This window comes from Streptomyces sp. NPDC002867 (genome assembly GCF_053591895.1).
Genome location: NZ_JBSFUR010000022.1, coordinates 1 through 23,507 on the forward strand (window position 1 = coordinate 1; position 23,507 = coordinate 23,507).

Sequence of the window (23,507 nt, forward strand, 5' to 3'; positions counted from 1 at the left end):
CCGGCGTGAGGGCGGGGACGAGGGGCCCGGGAAGGCCAGGTTCCAAATGGTCCGGACGTGCCATGCGCGGTCTGTGTCCCGCCCGAGGGGGTGGGGCCCGGCGCACACCGGTGGCGGTGGCGGGAGCGGAGCTCCGCCGGTGGCGGTGGCGACGGTCGTCACCTCCGCCGGTGGTGGCGGGGATCAGATCTTCACCGGCTCGCGCTCGTCCTCGCGCGGCTCCGGCACGCCGGCCTTCTCCGCGACCGCGTGGTCGTCCAGCAGGGTCTTCTCGTCGAACGGCAGACGTCCCGAGAGGACCTCGCGCACCTGCCCCTTGTCGATCTCCTTGGTCCAGGTGCCGATGAGCACCGTCGCCACGGCGTTGCCCGCGAAGTTCGTCAGGGCGCGGGCCTCGCTCATGAAGCGGTCGATGCCGACGATCAGGCCCACACCGTCGACCAGTTCCGGCCGGTGCGACTGCAGACCGCCCGCAAGCGTCGCCAGACCGGCGCCCGTGACACCGGCCGCTCCCTTCGACGCGACGAAGAGGAACAGCAGGAGCGCGATCTGCTCCCCGACCGACATCGGGTTGCCCATGGCGTCGGCGATGAAGAGCGAGGCCATGGTCATGTAGATCATGGTGCCGTCGAGGTTGAAGGAGTATCCGGTCGGGACGGTGATGCCGACGACCGGCTTGCTCACGCCCAGGTGCTCCATCTTCGCGATGAGCCGCGGGAGAGCGGACTCGGAGGAGGAGGTGGAGAGGATCAGCAGGAACTCGCGGCCCAGGTACTTGAAGAGCGAGAGGATGTTGAGGCCCGCGACGACCCGCAGGAGCGTGCCGAGCACGATGACGACGAACAGGAAGCAGGTCACGTAGAAGCCGAGCATCAGCACGGCGAGGCTCTTGAGCGCGTCGAGACCGGCCGAACCGGTCACCGCGGCGATCGCGCCGAACGCACCGACGGGCGCGGCCCACATGACCATCGCCAGGATGCGGAAGACGAGCCGCTGGATGTGCTCGATGCCGCGCAGCACCGGGGCGCCGGCCGGGCCCATGGCCTGGAGCGCGAAGCCCGCGAGCAGGGCGACGAGGAGGGTCTGCAGGACCTCACCGCCGGTGAAGGCGGAGACGATCGTGGTCGGGATGATCCCGAGCAGGAACTCGGTCGTGTCCTTGGCCTCGGCGGAGACCTGCTCCTGGCCCACTTCCTTGACCGCGTCGGTCACCGCGAGGCTCGAACCGGGGTCCAGGACGTTGCCGACGACGAGGCCGATCCCCAGGGCGACCAGTGACATCACCACGAAGTAGCCGAGCGCGATGCCGCCGACCGCGCCGACCTTGGCGGCCTTCCGCACGGAGCCGATGCCCAGCACGATGGTGCAGAAGATGATCGGCGAGATCATCATCTTGATCAGGTTCACGAACCCGGTGCCGATCGGCTTGAGCTCCACGGCGAAGTCGGGAGCGACCAGGCCGACGGCGATGCCGAGCGCCACCGCGATGATCACGGCGATGTAGAGATAGTGGGTACGGTCCCGCCTGACGGCTCCTGTGGCCACGGGGTCCTCCTCGATTTCCTGTGCGTCCATGTCCCGATGGATGCCGTGAATATCCACCAGCCCTGTGACCCCGGTCACCCTTGCGTTCGTTTCGTTCACACAAATCCGGCCAGGCAGACTTAACCCATGCGCATTCCCCGCGCCCGCAGCCTCGCGGGCCAGCTCTTCGCGATGCAGGTCGTGCTGGTCGCCGCGATCGTCGCGGGCTGCGCGCTCTTCGCGTACTTCACCGACCGCTCCCAGGCCGAGGAGTCGGCCCGGCTGCAGACCAGCGCGACCGCCGCGGCCGCGGCGCGGTCCCCGTCGGTCGTCCAGGCGGTCCGCTCGGACGACCCGTCGGCGGCGCTCCAGCCGTACGCGGAGGCCCTGCGCAAGGACGCGGGCATGGACTTCGTCGTGATCATGGATCCGCGGGGGCGGCGCTGGACACACCCGGAGCCGGGTGAGATAGGGCGGACGTACCTCGGCCACATCGAGCCGGCTCTGCGCGGCGAGATCTACAGCGAGCGGTACACGGGCACGCTGGGTCTCTCCGTACGCACCGTGGCGCCGGTCCGTGACGGCGGGGAGGTCGTCGCGCTCGTCAGCGCCGGCATCACGATCGAGGAGATCAGCGAGCAGGTGGCCAAGCAGGTCACGGCGCTGCTCGTGATGGCGGGCGGGGCGCTCGCGCTCGGCGGCGTCGGCACCTACGTGATCAACGCCAGGCTGCGCCGGCACACGCACGGCATGAACGCGGCGGAGCTGGGGCGGATGCACGACTACCACCAGGCCGCGCTGCACGCGGTGCGCGAGGGCCTGATCATGCTCGACGGCTCCCGGCGCATCGCACTCGTCAACGACGGGGCGCGGGAGTTGCTGGGGCTCGGCGACGACGCCGTGGGCCGCCCGGTGGCGGACCTCGGCCTGCCCGCCCCGCTCACGGGTGCGCTGCTGGCGTCCGAGCCGCGGGTCGACGAGGTGCACCTGACGGCGGACCGGGTGGTCGTGGTGAACACGCAGCCGGTCGTCGGCGGCGAGAAGCGCGGCACGGTGGTGACCCTGCGCGACCACACGGAGCTCCAGGCGCTCTCGGGCGAGCTCGACTCGGAGCGCGGCTTCTCGCAGGCCCTGCGCTCGCAGGCCCACGAGGCGGCGAACCGGCTGCACACGGTGGTGTCGCTGATCGAGCTGGGCCGCTCGGACGAGGCGGTCGACTTCGCGACGGCGGAACTGGAGCTGGCGCAGGCCCTGACCGACCGCGTGGTGGGCGCGGTCGGCGAACCGGTCCTCGCGGCGCTGCTGCTCGGCAAGGCGGCGCAGGCGAACGAGCGGGGTGTGGAGCTGGTCCTCACCGAGGACAGCCGCATCGACGACGGCGTCCTGCCGGCGTCGCTGCCGTCGAGGGACCTGGTGACGATCCTGGGCAACCTGGTCGACAACGCGGTCGACGCGGCGGCCGGCGTCGGCGCCCTGGTGCCGGCCGGCCCCGCCGGGCCGGGCGACGACCTGCGGATCGCGTCGCCCCCGCCGGGCGGCGTCCGCGCACGCGTCACCGTGACGGCGCGGGCCGAACGGGACGAGCTGCTGCTGCGCGTCGCCGACACCGGTCCCGGTGTCGAACCGGAGTCCGCCGAGGACGTCTTCCGCCGCGGCTGGTCCACGCACGGCCCCGGCCGGGGCATCGGTCTGGCGCTGGTCCGCCAGGCGGTCCACCGCGGCCATGGCACGATCACGCTCACGCGCGCTCCGGAAGGCGGAGCGGAATTCACGGTCCGTCTTCCCCTGACCCCGGAGCCCCGCCCATGACGCCCCTGTACGCCCCGGCGACGCCGCCCGCCCCATGGCCACGGTCCACGAGCACCCGCCCCGACCGTGCACCCCGGGCGCGCGCAGCCTCCCCGCAGGCGCGGACCGAGGCCACCCGCCCCGGCCGAAGGCCGGACGCCCGCACCCGGCAGGTGACCGTGGACGTCTCACGCGGGCGCAGGACCGCGGTCGGCCGGGGGACGCGGTCCGGCCCGTACGCTCCGTCGACGGGGCGCCTGCCCGTGGCCGGCCACCCCGGCGCCCCCGCGGGGCGCGGCGGCGCCGGGGTGGCCCGAGCCCGGGAGGTGCGTCCGTGACCATCCGGGTGCTGGTCGTCGAAGACGACCCCGTCGCCGCCGACGCGCACGCGCTCTACGTCGGGCGCGTGCCCGGGTTCGTCGTCGTGGGGGTCGCGCACTCCCGTGCCGAGGCGGTGCGCACGCTGGAGCGGGCCGAGGTCGACCTCCTGCTGCTCGACCTCTACCTGCCCGACGGGCACGGCCTGCATCTCGTACGGTCCCTGCGCGCCGCCGGACACTCCACCGACGTCATCGCCGTGACCTCCGCCCGCGACCTCGCCATCGTCCGGGAGGGCGTGGCGCTCGGGGTCGTGCAGTACGTGCTGAAGCCGTTCACGTTCGCCACCCTCCGCGACCGCCTCGGCCGCTACGCCGAGTTCCGGGCCGCCGCCGGAGAGGCCAGCGGCCAGGAGGAGGTCGACCGCGCCCTCTCCGCACTGCGCGCGCCGCGCAACGCAACGACGCTCCCCAAGGGCCTGAGCGCGCCCACTCTGGAGGCGGTCACCCGCACTCTGCGCGACTCCGGCGAGGGGCTGACCGCCACCGAGGCCGCCGCGGCCGTCGGCATCTCCCGGATCACGGCCCGCCGTTACCTGGAGCATCTGGTCACGGCCGGGCGGGCCGTCCGCAGCCCTCAGTACGGCCAGATCGGCCGCCCGGAGCTCCAGTACCGATGGGTCAGCGCCCGGCGCTGAGCACCGCCACGGGCCTCAACCGCCGTGCTCTGCACGGGGATTGATTTTGTCAACTGACCGGTCATACCGTCACGGACAGCAGCCCGCAGCCCCGCGCCGCCCGCCCGGCGCCCGGCTCCCCCGGCTCAGAGGAGGTCGTGCCCGTGCGCCCCACCGCCCCACTGGTCCTCATCACCGCCGTCACCGCCCTCGCGGCGAGCCTCACCGCATGCGGCAGCGGCTCCGGCGGCGATCCGGACACCGTCGAGGTCGCCTACAACCGGTCCACCGACAACAAGATCCGCTTCAAGGACGCCTATCTGGTGGCGGCCAAGGAGCAGTTCGAGAAGGAGCATCCGGGCAAGAAGGTCAAGCTGATCCCGATCCAGGCCCCGGACAACGACTACGCCACCAAGGCGCAGCAGATGATGCGCTCCCCCAAGACCGCGCCCGACCTGGTCTACGAGGACACCTTCCGCATCAACTCCGACATCAGGGCCGGCTACTTGAAGCCGCTGGACGACTATCTGGCCGAGTGGGACCAGTGGGACCGCTTCGTGGACACCGCGAAGGCCGCGGCGAAGGCGGAGGACGGCAAGACGTACGGGGTGCCGGACGGCACCGACACCCGCGGGCTGTGGTTCAACAAGGAGATCTTCGCCAAGGCCGGGCTGCCGGCCGACTGGGCGCCGAAGAACTGGGCGGAGGTCCTGGACGCGGCCCGTACGGTCAGGAAGAAGGTCCCCGGCGTCATCCCGATCAACGTCTACACCGGCAAGGGACCCGGCGAGGCGGCGGTCATGCAGGGCTTCGAGATGCTGCTCTACGGCACGGGCGAGGACCCTCTCTACGACGCGTCGGCCAAGAAGTGGGTGGCGGGCGGCAAGGGGTTCGAGGACGCCCTCGGCTTCGTGAGCACGGTGTACAAGGAGAAGCTCGGTCCGGACGTGTCCGACGCCCTCGACCCGAACATCGGCACGCGGGTCGCCACCGAGTTCTTCCCGGAGGGGAAGCTGGCGATCTCCCTCGACGGCTCGTGGATGGGCCAGAACTGGGTGAACGAGGGCCCCAAGGAGTGGCCGGAGTGGAGCGAGAAGCTGGCGCAGGCGCCCATGCCGACGCAGAACGGCCAGGCGCCCGGCAAGGTCTCGATGTCCGGCGGCTGGGCCTGGTCGATCCCGGCGAAGGCCCAGAACCCGGATCTGGCCTTCGAGTTCATCAGGACACTGCAGTCGAAGGAGAACGCGACCGAGTGGTGCGTGGTCGGCGCGCAGATCGCGGTGCGCGAGGACGTCGCCGCCGATCCCCGGTATCTGAAGTCCATGCCGGGCATCGACTTCTTCACCGGCCTGGTGCGCTACACCCACTACCGGCCGGCGCTGCCCGTCTACCCGCAGGTGTCGACGGCGATCGGCGAGGCCATGGAGAAGGTGACCACGGGTGACGCGTCGCCGGCCGACGCGGCGAAGGCGTACGACGAGCAGTTGAGGACCATCGCCGACGGCGCGGTCGCCTCCCGGTGAGCGGCCGGTGAGCGCGTCCCGGACGGGACGGTGGCGGTGGGCCCCGCTCGCCCCCGCCACCGTCCTCCTGCTGCTGTTCCTCGCGGGCCCCATCGGCTACTGCGTGTGGATCGCCTTCACGAACACGCAGCTCACCGGCCAGTCGGGCGCGGACTTCGTGGGCCTCGCGAACTTCCGGCGGGCCTTCGCCGACGACGACTTCCGCAACGCGGTGTGGCTCACGCTCGTCTTCACCTTCGTCTCGGCGATCGTCGGCCAGAACACGCTGGGCCTGGCGCTGGCCGGTCTGATGCGCGTCGCGTCGCGTCCGGTGCGCACGCTCACGGGCGTTCTGGTGATCACGGCATGGGTGCTGCCGGAGATCGTCGCGGCGTTCCTGCTGTACACCTTCTTCCGGCGCGAGGGCACGCTCAACGCGATTCTGGACTGGCTCCAGCTCCCCTCGCAGAACTGGCTGTTCACACTGCCGATCCTGGCCGTGTCGTTCGCCAACGTCTGGCGGGGCACCGCCTTCTCGATGCTGATCTACTCCGCCGCCCTGGCCGAGATCCCGCGTGACATCACTGAGGCGGCCGAGGTCGACGGGGCGAGCGGCCCGCGCCGCGTCTGGCACGTCACGCTGCCGATGATCCGCCGCTCCATCGGCACCAACCTGATGCTCAACACCCTCTCCACACTGTCCGTCTTCGGTCTGATCTGGGCGATGACCCGCGGCGGCCCGGGCAACCGCAGCCAGACGCTGCCGGTGTTCATGTACGACCAGGCGTTCCTGAAGTCCCTGATCGGCTACGGCACGGCGGTGGCTCTGCTGCTTCTGCTGGTCGGGTCGCTGTTCTCGGTGGTGTACCTGCGTCTGATGAAGGTGGAGGTGTGATGCGGGCCGTGATGCGCCGTGCCACCCGCGCCCGCCTCGCGGCGAACGGCGCACTGCTGCTGACTGCGGCGGCGTTCGCCCTGCCGCTGGTGTGGCTGCTGCTGGCGTCGGTGGACGCGGACGCCGACCTGCGCGTACGGATTCCGGCGTCGCCGACGGCGGAGAACTTCGACGCGGTGCTCACGGACGAGATCACGTTCACGCCGATGCTCAACAGCCTGGTGCTGTGCGGCGGGGCGACCGTGGTGTCGGTGGTGTGCGCGGCGCTCGCCGCGTATCCGCTCTCGCGGCACCGTTCGCGGTTCACCCGCCCGTACCTGCTCACGATCCTCTTCACGACGTGCCTGCCGATCACCGCGATCATGGTCCCGGTGTACGGGCTGTTCGTGCAGGTGAACCTGATCGACACGACGTACGGTACGGCGCTGTTCCTCGCCGCGTCCCAACTCCCCTTCGCCATCTGGCTGATGAAGAACTTCATGGACGGTGTGCCGGTGGTGCTGGAGGAGGCGGCCTGGACGGACGGCGCGTCGCACCTGCAGACCCTGACCCGGGTGGTGCTGCCGCTGATGGGACCCGGCGTGACGGTGGTGACGATCTACACGTTCATCATGCTGTGGGGGAACTTCTTCGTCCCCTTCATGCTGATCCTGTCCCCCGACCAACTGCCCGCGTCCGTTTCGATCTTCACGTTCTTCGGCAACTACGGCTCCGTGGTCTACGGTCAGCTGGCGGCGTTCTCGCTGCTGTACTCGGCGCCCGTGCTGGTGCTCTACGTGCTGATCGCGCGCAGGCTCGGCGGCGGGTTCGCCCTCGGCGGCGCGGTCAAGGGGTGACGCCCGGCCCGGGGCCACACGGGCACGCCGGTACCCTTCGGTAGCTCCGGCGTACGTCCACGGTTGTGGATCAGCTCGGAGATTCCTACGACATGTAACTTGAGGGGAACGCACCGTAGTCGCAGGCGTTCGCTTCCCCGTACGTTGTGCCCGTGCAGCACACCCCTTCCCCACCCTTCAACGCCCCCGCCGCGCGCCGACTCCGCGAGGCCCTGGGGATGGCGCCCGGTCACGTCGCCTACGGACTGCGGGCCCAGTACGGACTCCACGTCTCGCCGGACACGGTCATGGCCTGGGAACGCGGGGTCGCGACGCCCGGCACCCGTGAACTGACCGCCCTCGCGGGCGTCCTGTGGTGCTCCCCCGGCGAACTGCTCGCCGACGCGACGACCCTGCGCGAGCACCGCATCGCGCGCGGCATGGCCCCCGACGACCTCGCCCGCCGGGTCGGTCTCGACACGGCCGTGTACCAGCGGATGGAGGAATCGGGCCGCTGGCGCGGCAACGAGCGCCAGACCGCCGCGCTCGCCGAGACCCTGCGCCTGACCCCGCGCGCGCTGCTGGCTGCCACGGGCCGCGACGAGGAGCTGGCGGAGCTCCTGCGCAGCGCGGTGACCGCGCGCTGGCAGGCGTACGTCCGTCCGGTCGGCAAGATGCTCCCGCTGGACCGCGGCCACCTGGAGGCCGTGCTCCAGCGGCTGCACGCCGACTACCAGGCCCGGATGATGGCGACCCTGAGCTGGGGCGAGACGTCGAGGGACACCGGCGAGCCCGGCCGTGACTTCCTGGAGCGCATCGTGGACCACTTCTGGGCCCTGTCCGGCGGCTGACCACGGCCGGCGCGGGCGGGGGTCACAGCCAGCCGCGGCGGGCGGCCAGGGCACCGGCCTGGAACCGGCTCGTGGCGCCCAGCCGTTCGAGCACCGTCTTGATCCGGCGTTCGACCGTGCGCGACGAGACCCCGAAGTGGCGGGCGATGCGCAGATCGGTCGAGCCCGCCGCCATCAGGTACAGCAACTCCCGTTCGTCGTCGCCCAGATCGGTGTCGACCGTACCCTCGACACCCAGCGGCATCGCCATCTCCCAGACGGTCTCGAAGAGGCTGAGGAACCCGTCGAGCAGGTCGGAGCGGCCGATCACCAGGGACTCGGCGGTCCGGGTCCGCGACACCACCGGCACCAGGGCGAGATCCTCGTCGAAGACGACGAGTTTCATCGGGGTCCTGGCGATGAAACGCCCCTCCTCGCCGTGCGCGAGCATGTGGAGCATGCTCGTGCGGGCGGCCGGGTTGTTCAGCGCCTCGGCCGCGTAGACCGTCCGGTACGAGATGCCCTGGCTCATCCGCCGCAGCTGACGTTCGTCGTTGGTGCCGATCACCGCCGCGAAGGGCGGCGCCGCTATCCCCCGCACGCTGCTGCGGCAGTTCTCCTGGCCGGTCTCGAAGAGGTGCAGCATCTCCTCGGCGGACACGGCCCGTATCCGCGACGCGTTGCCCGCGCCACGGGCGGCGAGGTATTCCTGCGTGAGCGTCTCGACGGCCTGGTGCGACTGGATCACCTGGTCCTCCAGCCGGCGCACCCACTCGGCGGCGACCGCGCTCGGCGGCAGGACGACCACGTTCAGCGGCACCCCGGCGGCGTGCTCCGCGGCCCCCATGTCCACCAGGCGGCCGAGCGCCTCCTGGGTCTCGTGCTCGGTGAGGGAGGTCAGGGCGGCCAGCTCCGCGATCTCCAGCCAGGGCGACCGGGCGAGCTCGGCGTAGACCTCCTCCGCGACGGGGTCGTCGACCGGGAGGACGCGGCCCTTGCCTCTTACCCGCTCCGCCATGACAGTCAGCTCCCCTCGGCCCGTTGCGTTCGGCGCAAGGGATGATCTCAGAGGCCCGGCCGGAGCGCGGTGAGGGGAACCACAGTTTTTGCGGGCGCCTTGCCAAAGGCGCGAGAAGCCGTGCCGCACCGCCGGTGGAGCGGCGGTACGGCACGGCCCGGGGCGACGGTGGAGCGGCGGTACGGCACGGCCCGGGGCGACGGTGTCGCCCCGCTCGATCAGCGCGTGGTCACTTGACGTTGACCGCGGCCCAGGCGGCGTTCACCGCCTGGTATTCGGCGCTGCTCGCGCCGTACAGATCGGTCGCGGCCGACAGGGTGGCGGTGCGGGCGCCCGCGTAGTCCGTCGTGGAGGTCATGTACGCGGTGAGCGCCTTGTACCAGATCCGCTCGGCCTTGTCGCGGCCGATGCCGCTGACGGCCTTGCCGTCGTAGGTCGGGCTGTCGTAGCTCACGCCGTTGATCGTCTTGGCGCCGCTGCCCTCGGACAGCAGGTAGAAGAAGTGGTTGGCGGGACCGGACGAGTAGTGGACGTCGATCCGGTTGATGCCCCGGTACCAGTAGTCCTTGGAGTTGCCGTCCTTGCTGGGCTTGTCCATGTAGCGCAGCGGGGTGCCGTTGCCGCGGATGTCGATCTTCTCGCCGATGAGGTAGTCGCCCGCGTCGGCGGTGTTCGACGCGGCGAACTCGGCGGCGGCGCCGAAGATGTCGGAGGTGGCCTCGTTCAGGCCGCCCGACTCGCCGCGGTAGACGAGCCTGGCGGTGTTGGAGGTGACGCCGTGGGTCATCTCGTGGGCGGCGACGTCGAGCGAGGTGAGCGGCTTGGTGTTGTTCGCGCCGTCGCCGTAGGTCATGCAGAAGCAGGAGTCCGACCAGAAGGCGTTGACGTACGCGTTGCCGTAGTGGACGCGGGAGTACGCGGCGACCCCGTCGTTCCTGATGCCGCTGCGGCCGTGCACGTTCTTGTAGTAGTCCCAGGTGACCGCGGCGCCGTAGTGCGCGTCGACCGCGGCGTTCTGCCGGCCGCCGCCCCAGACGTCGTCGGCGTCGTTGAACAGGGTGCCGGTGCCCGAGGTGCCGCCGTTGAGGTCGAAGGTGCGGTGGCCGCCGCGCTGGCCGTCCTTCAGGTCGAAGGTGCTGCCGTTGGCCGTGGTGGTGAGCGGGACGGTGCCGTTGTAGTCGCCGGTACCGGTGCCGGTGTGGACCGTCTCGTAGGAGAACAGCTCGGCTCCGCTGGTCGCGTCGGTCACGACGTGCCGCTCGCTCGGCGTGCCGTCGTGCTGCACGCCGGTGACGACGGTCTCCCAGGCCAGTACGGGCTTGCCGGACGCCGCCCAGACGACCTTGCGCGGCGCGCCCTCGGCGGCGACCTCGTCGGTGTCCCCGGCCGCAGCGGCCTTCAGCGCGGACTTCTCCGCGGCCGGCGCGGAGACCTTCGCGTCCGTGCCGGGCACGGATATGCGGGCTGCGGTCGCCTTGGTGACCGAGCGCTTGCCGTTCTTCCTCTCGTGGACGACGAGGTCGCCGCCGAGGACCGGCAGTCCGGCGTACGTGCGCTCGTACCGCGTGTGCACAGTGCCGTCGGCGTCCTCGACGACATCGCGGACGACAAGCTTCTCCTTGTCACCGAGACCGAGGGCATGCGCCTCGGCGCCGGCCCCGGCCTGCGCCGCCTTGAGGGCGAAGACGCGGTCGGCGGGCGCCTGGGCGGTGGCCGTCGCGTCGTCGGCCCGGTCCGCCCGGGCGGTCGCCGAACCGGTCTGCATACCGACGACGACCATCGCGGCCGACGCCACGAGAACCGCGGCTCGGGTGGTCGCCCTGCGGGTGGTGCTGCGTGTCACTCAGGTCTCCTCGGCAGGGAGCCGCGCGGGGTCCGCGGCCCGGTGGGGGGTGAGCGGCGGGGGTGGGCCGCTCTGATGGGGTGTCAGGAGCTGGCGGGCAGACCGGTACCGCGGCCCGGAGCACGACGTGGGGAGGAAGTGCCGGACAGGGGCGCGGTGTTCGGCCTGCCTGGTGGAACCCGGCCGAGACTGCCAGTAACCGGCGGTCGAATGACAGTGGTCAGACAAATGAACGGCTGTCGTATACCCGACATGCCGAATCGCGTCAGCGGCGATTTCCGTTTTGCCCGCCCGAGGTGCCCGCCGACGGGCTGCTCAAGCCCGTTCTGGGTGAATTGACGGCGACAGCGGGAAGGCGCGGTTCACCCGGAACGTGCGTCAGGCGGAACGCGCGGCACGCGGAACGTCGTCAGGCGGAACGCGCGGCACGCGGAACGTGCGCGCGCCGGGTGGGCGGCCTCTCACCCCGTCGTCGTCGAGGACCTGCGGTCGAAGGCGAAGAGCTGGCCCTTCGCGTCAGCGGCACAGGCGAGCTGCCGCAGCGGCGCCCCCGCCCGCTCGGTGCCCTCCTCCACGCCGACGCACAGGTCGCTGTGGAGCGGCCGCAGCCGGTATCCGCGGACGGGGCTGCCGACCGGCTCCAGGCGGAACGCCTCGGCCGGGCCGCGCTTGCCGCACTCCTGGTCCTCGACGGGGGTGCCGTCCTCCACCGACTTGTCCTGCACGCCCGTGCAGCCTTCACCGAACTTCTGGTGGAACGTCACCAGCCGCCAGCCGCCCTCGATCCGCTTGAGCGAGAAGCGCGGGACCGAGTCCGGTGCGCAGGCGCGCTGGTACAACTGGCCGTTCTGGCCACCGTCCTCGGCGAGGCAGAGACCCGAGTGCACGGCTCGGATCGTCACGGCCCCGGGAGCGGGCGCGGGCCCCGGCCCGGACGCGGCGGCGACGGGCCGGCCGTTCCCCCGCCCCTGACCGCGTCCGTCCTCGTCGCCGTCGCCGTCACCGGGAAGCACGACGGCCGCGGCCACCGCCGCTGCCGCGACCAGGAACCCGGCGACGGGCAGCAGGAGCCGTGCCCGGCGGCGCGGCCGGGGCGCGGAGGGGCCGGATGCGGACGCGGGCCCGGCGGGTGCGCTGTCGGGTGCCTGGGCGGCCCCGCCCACGGCCTCGCGGCCCGCCGCCTCGGAAGCGGGCGGGGCGGCGTCCGGTGTCTCCGAGGCCTGCCGTTCCCCGCGGGCCAGCTCCTTGCGCACCCGCAGCCAGGTGTCCAGGTCGCCCGGGTCGCAGCCGCACGCCCGCACGAAGGCGGCGACCAGCTCCTCGCGCGGCACCGTGGCGCGGCCGAGCATGTTGGCGACCGTGGAGCGCGGCAGCACGTCGCCCACCGCGTCGGCGCGGGACGTCAGTTCGCGATACGTCAGCCCCGACCAGTCCTTCAGCGCCTGAAGAGCGGCCACGAACTCGGCCGCGTCAGTGGCCCGTTCCGGATCCGGAGCACCGCTCCTGGTCCCCGCCATCCGCTCTCCTTGTGCCGACTCACCAGCTGGGACAGGGTGGGACATGTCCCGGACGGGAAACAGCCTTGCGACGAGGGCCGCGGAACTCAAGAGTGATCTGCGCCAACCGGATTCCGCGCCGACCGCGCGGGCCACCCGGGGCGTACGGGGGAAGCACGGGGGATCACGGGGGAAACGGGGGAATCACGGGGGAAGCACGAGCGGCCCCGACCGTCCGCGGAAGGACGTTCGGGGCCGCTCGTCGGAGAACAGCGGGGGCGGACCGCTCAGAAGACGGACTCCGCTTCGAACACCCGGTCCTCCGGCACGGTCTTCAGCCGCGTGACCGCGTCGGCCAGCGGCACCATCACCACGTCCGTGCCGCGCAGCGCCGTCATCTTGCCGAAGTCGCCACGGTGCGCCGCCTCCACCGCGTGCCAGCCGAAGCGGGTGGCGAGGACCCGGTCGTACGCGGTCGGTGTGCCGCCGCGCTGCACATGGCCCAGGATGACCGGCTTGGCCTCCTTGCCCAGGCGCCGCTCCAGCTCCGCGGCCAGCCGGTTGCCGATGCCCTGGAAGCGCTCGTGACCGAACTGGTCGATCTCGCCCTTGGCGTACTCCATCGACCCCTCGGCGGGGTGCGCGCCCTCGGCGACGCAGACGACCGCGAACTTCTTGCCGCGCGCGAAGCGCTCCTCCACCATCTTCACCAGGTCGTCGACCTCGAAGGGCCGCTCGGGCAGGCAGATGCCGTGCGCACCGCCCGCCATGCCCGACTCCAGGGCGATCCAGCCCGCGTGCCGGCCCATGACCTCGACGACCATCACGCGCTGGTGCGACTCGGCGGTGGTCTTGAGGCGGTCGATGGCCTCGGTGGCGACCATGACGGCGGTGTCGAAGCCGAAGGTGCGGTCGGTGGACGAGATGTCGTTGTCGATCGTCTTGGGGACGCCCACGACGGGCATCCCGGCCTCCGACAGCAGGCGGGACGCGGTGAGCGTGCCCTCGCCGCCGATGGGGATGAGCGCGTCGATGCCGTACTGCTTCGCCAAGTCGGCCGCGTTCTCGGCGGCTTCGCGCAGGCGGCCGCGTTCCAGGCGGGTGGAGCCGAGGATGGTGCCGCCGCGGGCGAGGATGCCGCCCACAGCATTGAGGTCGAGGGGGCGGTAGTGGCCGTCGAGCAGACCACGGAAGCCATCCTCGAAGCCGATGACCTCGTCGCCGTGGCCGGTCAGGGCGCGGTGCACGACCGACCGGATCACTGCGTTCAGGCCAGGACAGTCGCCGCCTGCGGTGAGAACTCCGATACGCATCGTGCCGTGTCTCCTGCTCGTCGTGGTACGTGTGAGCCCGGTCCGATTGTCCCACGGTGCCCGAACCGCCCGCGCGCTCCCAGCCGCCCCGGAGGCCGGGCCCTACGGTGCCCGACGGGCGCCCTATCCATCCTCAGGGGTATTGTCAAGAGGGCAATGCCGCCCCGGGCGGTTTTTCTGCACGCCCGCATCCGGTCGGCCGCCCGCCCGCGGCACGGCCGGAACGACGTACCGGAACGACGCTATGGACGGGAGAGCACGCGTGACGCGCAGCGTGTACGTGACCGGGATCGACCGCGGAGACGGACGGCAGGTGGTCGAGCTGGGGGTCATGGAGCTCCTGACCCGCCAGGTGGACCGGGTGGGCGTCTTCCGCCCGCTCGTCCACGACGGCCCCGACCGGCTCTTCGAGCTGCTGCGGGCGCGCTACCGACTCTCCCAGGACCCGGCGTCGGTGTACGGCATCGACTACCACGAGGCGGCGGCGCTGCAGGCCGAGAAGGGCACCGACGAGCTGGTCTCCGCCCTGGTCGAGCGCTTCCTGCGGGTGGCCAGGGACTACGAGGTGGTCCTGGTCCTCGGCACGGACTACGCGGGCACCCAGCTCCCGGACGAGCTGGCGCTCAACGCACGGCTGGCGAACGAGTTCGGCGCCTCGGTGATCGCCGTGGTCGGCGGCAAGGGCCAGACCCCGGAGTCCGTACGGGCGGAGACCCGCAACGCCTACCGCGCCTACGAGGGCCTGGGCTGCAACGTCCTCGCCATGGTCGCGAACCGGGTCGTGCCCGGCGACCGCGCCGCGATAGCCGAGCGGCTCGCCGCGCGCCTCCCGGTCCCCTGCTACGTGCTGCCCGACGAGCCCGCGCTCGCCGCCCCCACGGTCTCCCAGATCACGCACGCCCTCGGCGGCACCGTGCTGCTCGGCGACGACTCCGGCCTCGCGCGCGACGCCCTGGACTTCGTCTTCGGCGGCGCGATGCTGCCGAACTTCCTCGGCGCCCTGACGCCCGGCTGCATGGTGGTCACGCCGGGCGACCGCGCCGACCTGGTGGTGGGCGCGCTCGCCGCCCACTCCGCGGGCACGCCGCCCATCGCCGGCGTGCTGCTGACCCTGAACGAGCGCCCGAGCGAGGAGATCCTCACCCTCGCCTCCCGCCTCGCCCCCGGCACGCCGGTGGTGTCGGTCCCCGGCAACAGCTTCCCGACGGCCGGGGAACTGTTCGCTCTCGAGGGCAAGTTGAGCGCCGCCACGCCCCGCAAGGCGGAGACCGCGCTGGGCCTGTTCGACCGCCACGCGGACACCGCGGACCTGCTGGCCCGGCTCGCGGTCGCGCGCAGCGGCCGGGTGACGCCGATGATGTTCGAGCACGAGCTGCTGGAGCAGGCCCGTGCCGACCGCCGCCGCGTCGTACTGCCCGAGGGCACGGAGGAGCGGGTGCTGCGCGCCGCCGACGTGCTGATCCGCCGCGACGTGTGCGACCTGACGCTGCTCGGCGACACCGAGCAGATCCGCAAGAAGGCCGCCGACCTCGGCATCGACCTCGCGCCGGCCCAGCTGATCGACCCGCAGACCTCGGAGCTGCGCCAGACCTTCGCCGAGCAGTACGCGGCGCTGCGCGCCCACAAGGGCGTGACGGTGGAGCTGGCGTACGACGTGGTCGCGGACGTCAACTACTTCGGCACACTCATGGTCGACGAGGGCCTGGCCGACGGCATGGTGTCGGGTTCGGTCCACTCCACCGCGGCGACGATCCGCCCGGCCTTCGAGATCATCAAGACGAAGCCCGAAGCGTCGATCGTCTCGTCCGTGTTCTTCATGTGCCTGGCCGACCGTGTGCTCGTGTACGGCGACTGCGCGGTCAACCCCGATCCGGACGCCGAGCAGCTCGCGGACATCGCGATCCAGTCGGCGGCGACGGCCGCCCGCTTCGGCGTCGAGCCGCGCATCGCGATGCTGTCGTACTCCACGGGCACGTCGGGCACGGGCGCGGACGTGGACAAGGTCCGCGAGGCGACCAAGCTGGTCCGGGAGTCCCGGCCCGACCTGCGGATCGAGGGCCCGATCCAGTACGACGCGGCGGTCGAGCCGTCCGTCGCGGCGACGAAGCTGCCCGACTCGGAGGTGGCGGGCCGGGCGACCGTCCTGATCTTCCCCGACCTGAACACGGGCAACAACACGTACAAGGCCGTCCAGCGCTCGGCCGGCGCCGTGGCGGTCGGCCCGGTGCTGCAGGGCCTGCGCAAGCCGGTCAACGACCTGTCGCGCGGCGCGCTCGTGAGCGACATCGTCAACACGGTCGCTATCACCGCGATCCAGTCCCAGGATCCGTCGAAGGCTCAGGAGCTTCCCGCATGACCCGCACCGCGACCCGCGTTCTCGTCCTCAACTCCGGCTCGTCGTCGGTGAAGTACCAGCTGCTGGACATGCGTGACAGCACCCGGCTGGCGGTCGGCCTGGTCGAGCGGATCGGCGAGTCCACCTCGCGCCTGGTGCACACCCCCCTGGCCGGCGGCGAGAGGCGGGAGCGCACGGGCGCGATCGCCGACCACTCGGCCGCGCTGAAGGCGGTCGCCGACGAGCTGGCGCACGACGGCCTCGGCCTGGACTCCCCCGAACTGGCGGCGATCGGCCACCGGGTGGTGCACGGCGGCCTGCGGTTCACCGAGCCGACCGTGATCACGGACGAGGTGATGGCGGAGATCGAACGTCTGGTCCCGGTCGCCCCGCTGCACAACCCGGCGAACATCACCGGCATCCGTACCGCGCAGGCGCTGCGGCCCGACCTGCCGCAGGTCGCGGTGTTCGACACCGCGTTCCACACGACGATGCCCGAACCGGCCGCCCGGTACGCCATCGACGTCGAGACGGCCGACGCCCACCGGATCCGCCGCTACGGCTTCCACGGCACCTCGCACGCCTACGTGTCGCGGGCGACGGCGGCACTGCTGGGCAAGGACCCGTCCGAGGTGAACGTCATCGTGCTGCACCTCGGCAACGGCGCGTCCGCCTCCGCGGTGGCGGGCGGCCGCTGCGTGGACACCTCGATGGGGCTGACCCCCTTGGAAGGGCTCGTGATGGGTACGCGCTCCGGGGACATCGACCCGGCGGTGACGTTCCACCTCATGCGGGTGGCGGGAATGTCGGCCGACGAGATCGACGTCCTGCTCAACAAGAAGAGCGGCCTGGTGGGCCTTTGCGGGGACAACGACATGCGGGAGATCCGCCGCCGTGTCGACGCGGGCGACGAGCGGGCGAAGCTGGCGTTCGACATTTACGTCCACCGGCTGAAGAAGTACATAGGGGCGTACTACGCGGTACTCGGCCGGGTGGACGCGGTCGCCTTCACGGCCGGCGTCGGTGAGAACGCCGCGCCGGTGCGGGAGGCTGCGATCGCCGGCCTGGAGCAGCTGGGCCTCGCGGTGGACGCCGGGCTGAACGCCGTGCGCTCGGACGAGGCGCGGCTGATCTCGCCGCAGGGCGCACGGGTCGCGGTGGCCGTGGTCCCGACCGACGAGGAGCTGGAGATCGCCCGACAGACCTTCGAACTGGTGCGAGAAAGGGTGAACGCCTGAGCGGCATGGCGCCCATTTGTACATTCCACCAGACGGAATATTCCGCAGGGAAACAAACCGATAGGATCCGCCTTATGCGCCGTTCCAAAATCGTCTGCACACTGGGCCCCGCCGTCGACTCCTACGAGCAGCTGAAAGCGCTCATCGAGGCCGGCATGAACGTGGCCCGTTTCAACATGAGCCACGGGACCCACACTGAGCACGAGGAGCGGTATCACCGCCTGCGTCAGGCGTGCGAGGAGACGGGGCACGCCGTCGGCGTGCTGGCCGACCTCCAGGGTCCCAAGATCCGCCTGGAAACCTTCGCCGAGGGACCGGTCGAGCTGGTCCGCGGCGACGAGTTCACCATCACCACCGAGGACGTCCCCGGCGACAAGTCGATCTGCGGTACCACGTACAAGGGCCTGCCCGGAGACGTCTCCAAGGGCGACCAGGTCCTGATCAACGACGGCAACGTCGAGCTGCGCGTCGTCGAGGTCGACGGGCAGCGGGTCAAGACGATCGTCGTCGAGGGCGGCGTGATCTCCGACCACAAGGGCATCAACCTGCCCGGCGCGGCGGTCAACGTCCCCGCCCTGTCCGAGAAGGACGTCGAGGACCTGCGCTTCGCGCTCCGCATGGGCTGCGACCTGGTGGCGCTCTCGTTCGTCCGCGACGCGAGCGACGTCAAGGACGTCCACAAGGTGATGGACGAGGAGGGCCGCCGGGTCCCGGTCATCGCCAAGGTGGAGAAGCCGCAGGCCGTCGCCAACATGCAGGACGTCGTGATGGCGTTCGACGGCGTGATGGTGGCGCGCGGCGACCTGGCCGTCGAGTACCCCCTCGAGCGGGTCCCGATGGTGCAGAAGCGGCTCATCGAGATGTGCCGCCGCAACGCCAAGCCGGTGATCGTGGCGACCCAGATGATGGAGTCTATGATCACCAACTCCCGTCCCACCCGGGCCGAGGCGTCCGACGTCGCCAACGCGATCCTGGACGGCGCGGACGCGGTCATGCTCTCCGCGGAGTCCTCGGTCGGCGCGTACCCGATCGAGACGGTCCGGACGATGTCGAAGATCGTCGTTGCCGCGGAGGAGGAGCTGATCTCCAAGGGCCTCCAGCCGCTGGTCCCGGGCAAGAAGCCGCGCACCCAGGGCGGTTCGGTGGCCCGCGCGGCCTGCGAGATCGCGGACTTCCTGGACGGCAAGGCGCTGGTGGCCTTCACCAAGTCCGGCGACACGGCCCGCCGTCTGTCCCGCTACCGCGCGTCCCAGCCGATCCTGGCCTTCACGACGGACGAGTCCACCCGCAACCAGCTGTCGCTGAGCTGGGGCGTGGAGTCCTTCCTGGCGCCGTTCGTGGAGACGACGGACGCGATGGTGGACCTGGTGGACGCGGCACTGCTGAAGCTCCAGCGCTACAACGAGGGCGACACCATGATCATCACCGCGGGCTCCCCTCCGGGCGTCCCGGGCACGACGAACATGGTCCGGGTGCACCACCTGGGCGGTCAGTCGAAGTCCTGACACCACACGACTGCGGGCCGCACCCTGAAGGGGTGCGGCCCGCAGTTCTTTTCGCGGCTCCCGGTGGTTCCGGTCCTCTCGGGTCGCTCTACGCGCCCGTGAAGTAGTTGTGCAGTCCGGGGACCGTCAGCGTGCCGCCGAACTGGCCGGCCTGCGTGACCTTCACGTCGGTGAAGACGGCGAACGGGACATTCAGCGGCGGCGGTGTCTCCGGGCTGAACGTCACCGGGATGATACCGAAGAGGTTGCCCTTCAGCTCCTCGGTGTACATCGTGACCTCGCCGTCGCGGATCGTCGAGGTGGAGCCCTTGTCGGCCTCGACGTGCGCGATCGTGCCGTTCGGGCCCTGCACCAGCTGGTGCAGGTCCTTGATGTCGACGCCCGTCGCCGTGAACTTCAGGACCTTCTTGATCTTTCCGCTGCCCGTCTTGACCTCGACGATGCCGTGGTAGTCCAGGCCGTTCAGGGTGAGCCGGGTGCTCTCCAGGATCCACGGCTCGTCCGGGAGCAGCGGGCGGCCCGGTTCCAGTTCCGCGGCGGCGAGCGCCTCCGGGTCCGGGGTCGGGCACGGGAAGCGCGGCTTGGCGCCGTCCGGGATGTCCTCGTCCGCCTTCGGGTCGAGCCCCTTGGCGTCCTCGTCCAGCTCCTCGACCGTCGCGCCCACCTTGTCGGCGGCGTCCTTGATCGCTTCCTTGGACGTGTCGACCGTGTCGTCCACCACGTCGCCCACGGCGTCGGCGGGCTTCTCCGTCGGCGTCTCGGACGGCTTCTCGGACGGCGTCCCGGAGGGCTCGTCGGCCGGCTCGGTGCTCGCGCTCTCGCTCGGCGTCGGCGTCGGCGTCGGGCTGGTCTCCGGCTCCTTGTCGGGGCCGTCGAACAGGTCCTTGAGCGCGTCGCCCACGCCCAGCGGGTCCAGCGGGTGCCTGGTCTCGCTCGGAGTCGGCTCCGGTGACGCGGCCTCCGCGGTCTTGTCGGCCGTGTCCGCGGACGGGCTCTCGGACGGCTTCGGCTTCAGGACGTCCGTGAGGGACGTGTCGCTCGGCGTCGGCTCCGGCTTCGCGCTGTCGGAAGGCGACGGCGTCTCGGACGGCTTCGCCGACTCGGAGGGCGACGGGGACTCGGACTCCGCCGGCTCGTCCGAGCGGGTCACGCACGGACCGGGAGCGAACGGGATGTCCTTGTCGTCGGCGAGCGCCAGCTTGGGGGTGAGGCCCATGCCCACGAACACGGCGGTGGGCATCGCGGCCAGGGCTATGGCCTTGCTCGCGGGCAGCTGCATCCTGGTCAGCAGCGACTTCTTGGGGGCGGCGTGCCGCGGCCCTTTCCTCTCGCGCGAACCGTCGCCGCCCGCGCCCGCGGTCAGCGGTGGTGTCACGTCACCCGGCACTGTTCCTCCCGCCGTTGCCTTCGATGGTTGTCTCGTGTGCGTCCGCGCCGTAGCCGTCCCACTGCTCGGGCACGGCGGGAATCTCCACGTCGCTCGGCGGAGCGGTCTCGTCGGCGGACGGCACGGCCGTCGCCGCCGTGGGCTTCCCCGGCACCCACGACAGAGCGAGCGCGCCACCGATGAGAGAGAACAGGAAGCCGACGATGAACCCGCCCAGGTTGGCGATCGGGATGGAGATCAGTGCCAGGAGAATCGTGGCTATGCCCGCGAACACCCTGACGATGTGGTGGAACCACATCGTCAGACCGAGCGTGACCAGCAGTACGCCGATGATCAGGGAGCCCGCGCCCGCCGTTGTCGCCATCGACAGGGTCATGTGACCGAGCTTGAAGGTCGCATACGGGAAGTAGGCGATCGGGATTCCGCCGAGCAGGGTGAACAGGCCGGCCCAGAAGGGCCGCTGTCCCCGCCAGTTGCGGAAGTTCCGCCGAACGACGCGGACGACGTGCTCGTCCCGCCCCTGTGACACTGCAGACTCGGCGCTCATGGAAAACAGCTCCCTGGTACTGGCGTTGCTGTGTGAAGAGAGTGACGGGCGGGCGAAGCTGCCAGAGTTTCACCCGCCCGCCCGGACGGAATGACCGTCAGTAGCACTCGACCTTGGGTCCGTCACCCTTGTGCAGGCGCATGCTCAGACCACTCAGTTCGAAGGTGCCGGCGGTGGTCGCCCACGCCTTCTGCTCGACACCGGTCAGCGTGGCCACATCGGCCTGCTGTCCGAAGCCGTTCGGCAGGATGGACTTGTCCTTGACCTCAGGACCCTTGCCCACGCCGGGGTTGTCCGTGTCCTTGGCCGCGACGCCGATGTCGATGTTCTCGAACTTGGCGTCCGCGTCCAGCTCGGACACGTCCAGGTAGAGGTTCTCCGCCTTGACGTCCTTGCCCTTGTCACCTGCGGTCAGCCGCAGAGTGACCTTGCCGACGAACGGCACGTCGGTGACGACCGACTGGCACATCTTGGTGATCGAGGCGTTCTTGAAGGTCGAGATCGCGACGGGACGCGCGACCTTCTCGTCACCCTTGAGGTCCTTGTACCCCATGTCGACGCCGCCGTACTGGGAGAACCCATGTCCGACGAGCTTGCCTGCGGTGACCTTGAACTCCTGGCCGGACACAGCGAACGACGCGGCGAGCGCGCCCTGTGCCAGGCCGATGCCTATCGCGGCCGTCGCGGCCACACTCGGCACCATGACCAGGGCGAACCGCTTCCATCTGGTTCCGCCACGAGCCACAGACTCCATGACTTTCCTCCTTCTCGGACGTACATCTCCGGTCCGGGCCCTCGGGCCCGTCCTGGGATGGGAGAAGTGCTACGTCCTCGGGAAGGAGAGCGCCTGTACTTTCAGGCGCTGCTGCGTCCGAAACACTGGCGATCACCCCCGAGCGACAACCACTGGCCGCACTCTCGCGCAACCGGTCGGACAGGCCCTGCCGGTCAGCAGGAACCCCCCTGTCCGCGGCCGGCGCCACTGCCGCCGACCGGCCCGGTGGGGACCCAACGGACCGCGGCACGGCTGGAAGCCGGGCGGATGCGGTATTGGACCGAGCGTCGCCGATCGTGGTCCATTCCAAGCCCGGACACAAGGGGGTTCGTTACTCACTAGTAACGGCCTGATAACCACGTCACGACCGCGCGGCGTCGACCGAGCACACAGGGTGCCACCCGGCAAGGGCACAGAGGGGAGATTGCCGTCAATAAACGGACAGAACCAGCGGGCTGTTGTACTCGGAGTAACAGCCGTTCACATTGCCAAGTTTTGGTAAAGCACGGCTGCGTTTTGTCACTGTGTCGCCAAATCGGCGGTGGTGCCGCGCCCGGCACCACCGCCGCAAAACCCTTCAGACAGGGCGCATTCGGGCGCCGTTGTCAGAAGGTCTGTCAACGTGCGTCAGAAGAGCACCCGCGCCAGCGCCTGACGCGACGCCGTCACCCGCGGGTCCTCGGGGCCGACCACCTCGAAGAGTTCGAGCAGCCGCACCCGCGCCGCGTCGCGGTCCGCACCGGCCGTGCGCCGCACGGCCTCCACGAGCCGGCCGAACGCGTCCTCCACGTGACCGCCGACCAGGTCGAGGTCGGCCGCGGCGATCTGGGCCTGCACGTCGCCCGGGCTGTCGGCGGCGTCCCGGCGGACCTTCTGCGGGTCCATGTCCCGTACACGGCCGAGCAGTTCGGCCTGGGCGAGGCCCAGCTTGGCCTCGCTGTTGGCCGGGTCGTCCGCCAGCACGTTCTTGTACGCCTGGATCGCGCCGCCGAAGTCGCCGGCGTCGAGCGCGTCCATGGCCGCGCTCAACAGCGCGTCGTACGGGCCCGCCGGAACGGGGGCCTCGGCCACCTCGCCCGACGCGTCCGGGTCCACGGTGATGCCGGTGAGCCCGAAGCGCTCCTCGGCCACCTGGATCAGCTGGTCCAGCGTCTGGCGGATCTGCGCCTCGGGGGCCGCGCCCTGGAAGAGGGGCAGCGCCTGGCCCGCCACCACGGCGAAGACCGCCGGGATGCCCTGGACACCGAACTGCTGCATCAGCATCTGGTTGGCGTCGACGTCGATCTTGGCGAGAACGAACCGGCCGTTGTACTCCTTCGCGAGGCGGTCCAGGAGCGGGCTGAGCTGCTTGCACGGCTCACACCACTCGGCCCAGAAGTCGATGACGACCGGGACCTCGGTGGAACGCTGCAGGACGTCGCGCTCGAAGCCCGCCTCGTCGGTGTCGATCACCAGCGCGGCGGGCGACACGGCACCGCCGCCACCCTGCCGGGCGGACTCCGCGCGGGCCTGCTCCGCCTTCGCCTTGGCCTCTCCGGCCGCCTTCACCGCGGCGAGGTCGACGACGCCGCTCATGGACATGTTCCTAGGCTGCATGGGTACATCCTCCCCCTTCCGCGCGCGCATGTGAAAAACCGGCCCTACGATCAGCCGGAACGGCACCGGGTCCCCACCTCGGCGCCTGTGGTCGTCGCTCCGGGCC

Annotated in this window: 18 protein-coding genes; 9 read left to right on the top strand and 9 right to left on the bottom strand. The window is 71.0% G+C overall.

All coding sequences use genetic code 11. The annotated features are described in order from the left end of the window. Window positions 1-183: 183 nt before the first annotated feature. Window positions 184-1,575 (bottom strand): cation:dicarboxylate symporter family transporter, encoded by a 1,392-nt coding sequence (locus ACWD0A_RS21235; protein WP_451300283.1) that lies wholly within the window; start codon window positions 1,573-1,575, stop codon window positions 184-186. Window positions 1,576-1,671: 96 nt separating this feature from the next. On the opposite strand from ACWD0A_RS21235, the gene ACWD0A_RS21240 reads away from it, so the two are divergent. From ACWD0A_RS21240 to ACWD0A_RS21265, 6 genes are all read left to right on the top strand, one after another. Continuing rightward, the gene (locus tag ACWD0A_RS21240) at window positions 1,672-3,333 is read left to right on the top strand and encodes a sensor histidine kinase (RefSeq protein WP_451300285.1); all 1,662 of its coding nucleotides are present in this window, start codon (window positions 1,672-1,674) and stop codon (window positions 3,331-3,333) included. Window positions 3,334-3,646: 313 nt separating this feature from the next. Further along, entirely contained in the window at window positions 3,647-4,327 is a 681-nt protein-coding gene (locus ACWD0A_RS21245; protein WP_451300287.1) for a response regulator, read from the top strand. 143 nt (window positions 4,328-4,470) lie between these two features. Beyond that, complete coding sequence (locus ACWD0A_RS21250; protein WP_451300289.1) at window positions 4,471-5,829, top strand: ABC transporter substrate-binding protein; 1,359 nt, start codon at window positions 4,471-4,473, stop codon at window positions 5,827-5,829. A gap of 7 nt (window positions 5,830-5,836) precedes the next feature. Then, a complete protein-coding gene (locus tag ACWD0A_RS21255; RefSeq protein WP_307713363.1) occupies window positions 5,837-6,703 on the top strand; it encodes a carbohydrate ABC transporter permease in 867 nt (288 codons plus the stop codon). Next, complete coding sequence (locus ACWD0A_RS21260; protein ID WP_307713364.1) at window positions 6,703-7,539, top strand: carbohydrate ABC transporter permease; 837 nt, start codon at window positions 6,703-6,705, stop codon at window positions 7,537-7,539. The genes ACWD0A_RS21255 and ACWD0A_RS21260 overlap by 1 nt, the downstream gene beginning before the upstream one ends. A gap of 218 nt (window positions 7,540-7,757) precedes the next feature. Then, on the top strand, window positions 7,758-8,369 hold the full coding sequence (locus ACWD0A_RS21265) for an XRE family transcriptional regulator (RefSeq protein WP_451300445.1): 612 nt from the start codon (window positions 7,758-7,760) through the stop codon (window positions 8,367-8,369). Window positions 8,370-8,391: 22 nt separating this feature from the next. On the opposite strand, the gene ACWD0A_RS21270 is transcribed toward ACWD0A_RS21265, so the two are convergent. The 4 genes from ACWD0A_RS21270 to ACWD0A_RS21285 form a co-directional block, all read right to left on the bottom strand. Further along, the gene (locus ACWD0A_RS21270) at window positions 8,392-9,366 is read right to left on the bottom strand and encodes a LuxR C-terminal-related transcriptional regulator (RefSeq protein ID WP_451300291.1); all 975 of its coding nucleotides are present in this window, start codon (window positions 9,364-9,366) and stop codon (window positions 8,392-8,394) included. Window positions 9,367-9,595: 229 nt separating this feature from the next. Then, window positions 9,596-11,146 (bottom strand): M4 family metallopeptidase, encoded by a 1,551-nt coding sequence (locus ACWD0A_RS21275; protein WP_451300447.1) that lies wholly within the window; start codon window positions 11,144-11,146, stop codon window positions 9,596-9,598. Window positions 11,147-11,670: 524 nt separating this feature from the next. Next, entirely contained in the window at window positions 11,671-12,726 is a 1,056-nt protein-coding gene (locus ACWD0A_RS21280) for a helix-turn-helix domain-containing protein (protein ID WP_451300293.1), read from the bottom strand. Window positions 12,727-12,992: 266 nt separating this feature from the next. After that, window positions 12,993-14,018, bottom strand: a complete 1,026-nt coding sequence (locus ACWD0A_RS21285; protein ID WP_177147643.1) for an ATP-dependent 6-phosphofructokinase — start codon at window positions 14,016-14,018, stop codon at window positions 12,993-12,995. A 262-nt stretch (window positions 14,019-14,280) separates the two neighbouring features. On the opposite strand from ACWD0A_RS21285, the gene pta reads away from it, so the two are divergent. From pta to pyk, 3 genes are all read left to right on the top strand, one after another. Beyond that, entirely contained in the window at window positions 14,281-16,374 is a 2,094-nt protein-coding gene (gene pta, locus ACWD0A_RS21290) for a phosphate acetyltransferase (protein WP_451300295.1), read from the top strand. Further along, entirely contained in the window at window positions 16,371-17,591 is a 1,221-nt protein-coding gene (locus ACWD0A_RS21295; protein WP_451300297.1) for an acetate kinase, read from the top strand. The genes pta and ACWD0A_RS21295 overlap by 4 nt, the downstream gene beginning before the upstream one ends. A gap of 74 nt (window positions 17,592-17,665) precedes the next feature. Then, window positions 17,666-19,096 carry a pyruvate kinase gene (gene pyk / locus ACWD0A_RS21300; RefSeq protein WP_451300299.1) on the top strand — a complete coding sequence of 477 codons (1,431 nt, stop codon included), beginning with the start codon at window positions 17,666-17,668 and terminating at the stop codon, window positions 19,094-19,096. An 88-nt stretch (window positions 19,097-19,184) separates the two neighbouring features. Here the strand turns inward: pyk and ACWD0A_RS21305 are convergent, their stop codons facing one another. The 4 genes from ACWD0A_RS21305 to ACWD0A_RS21320 all read right to left on the bottom strand — a co-directional run bounded on the left by ACWD0A_RS21305 (window position 19,185) and on the right by ACWD0A_RS21320 (window position 23,401). Next, entirely contained in the window at window positions 19,185-20,483 is a 1,299-nt protein-coding gene (locus ACWD0A_RS21305; protein ID WP_451300301.1) for a hypothetical protein, read from the bottom strand. After that, window positions 20,473-21,030 (bottom strand): DUF6114 domain-containing protein, encoded by a 558-nt coding sequence (locus tag ACWD0A_RS21310; protein WP_451300303.1) that lies wholly within the window; start codon window positions 21,028-21,030, stop codon window positions 20,473-20,475. The genes ACWD0A_RS21305 and ACWD0A_RS21310 overlap by 11 nt, the downstream gene beginning before the upstream one ends. A gap of 97 nt (window positions 21,031-21,127) precedes the next feature. Continuing rightward, the gene (locus ACWD0A_RS21315) at window positions 21,128-21,784 is read right to left on the bottom strand and encodes a DUF6230 family protein (protein ID WP_451300305.1); all 657 of its coding nucleotides are present in this window, start codon (window positions 21,782-21,784) and stop codon (window positions 21,128-21,130) included. Window positions 21,785-22,432: 648 nt separating this feature from the next. Beyond that, window positions 22,433-23,401 carry a tetratricopeptide repeat protein gene (locus ACWD0A_RS21320; protein WP_451300307.1) on the bottom strand — a complete coding sequence of 323 codons (969 nt, stop codon included), beginning with the start codon at window positions 23,399-23,401 and terminating at the stop codon, window positions 22,433-22,435. Window positions 23,402-23,507: the final 106 nt, after the last annotated feature.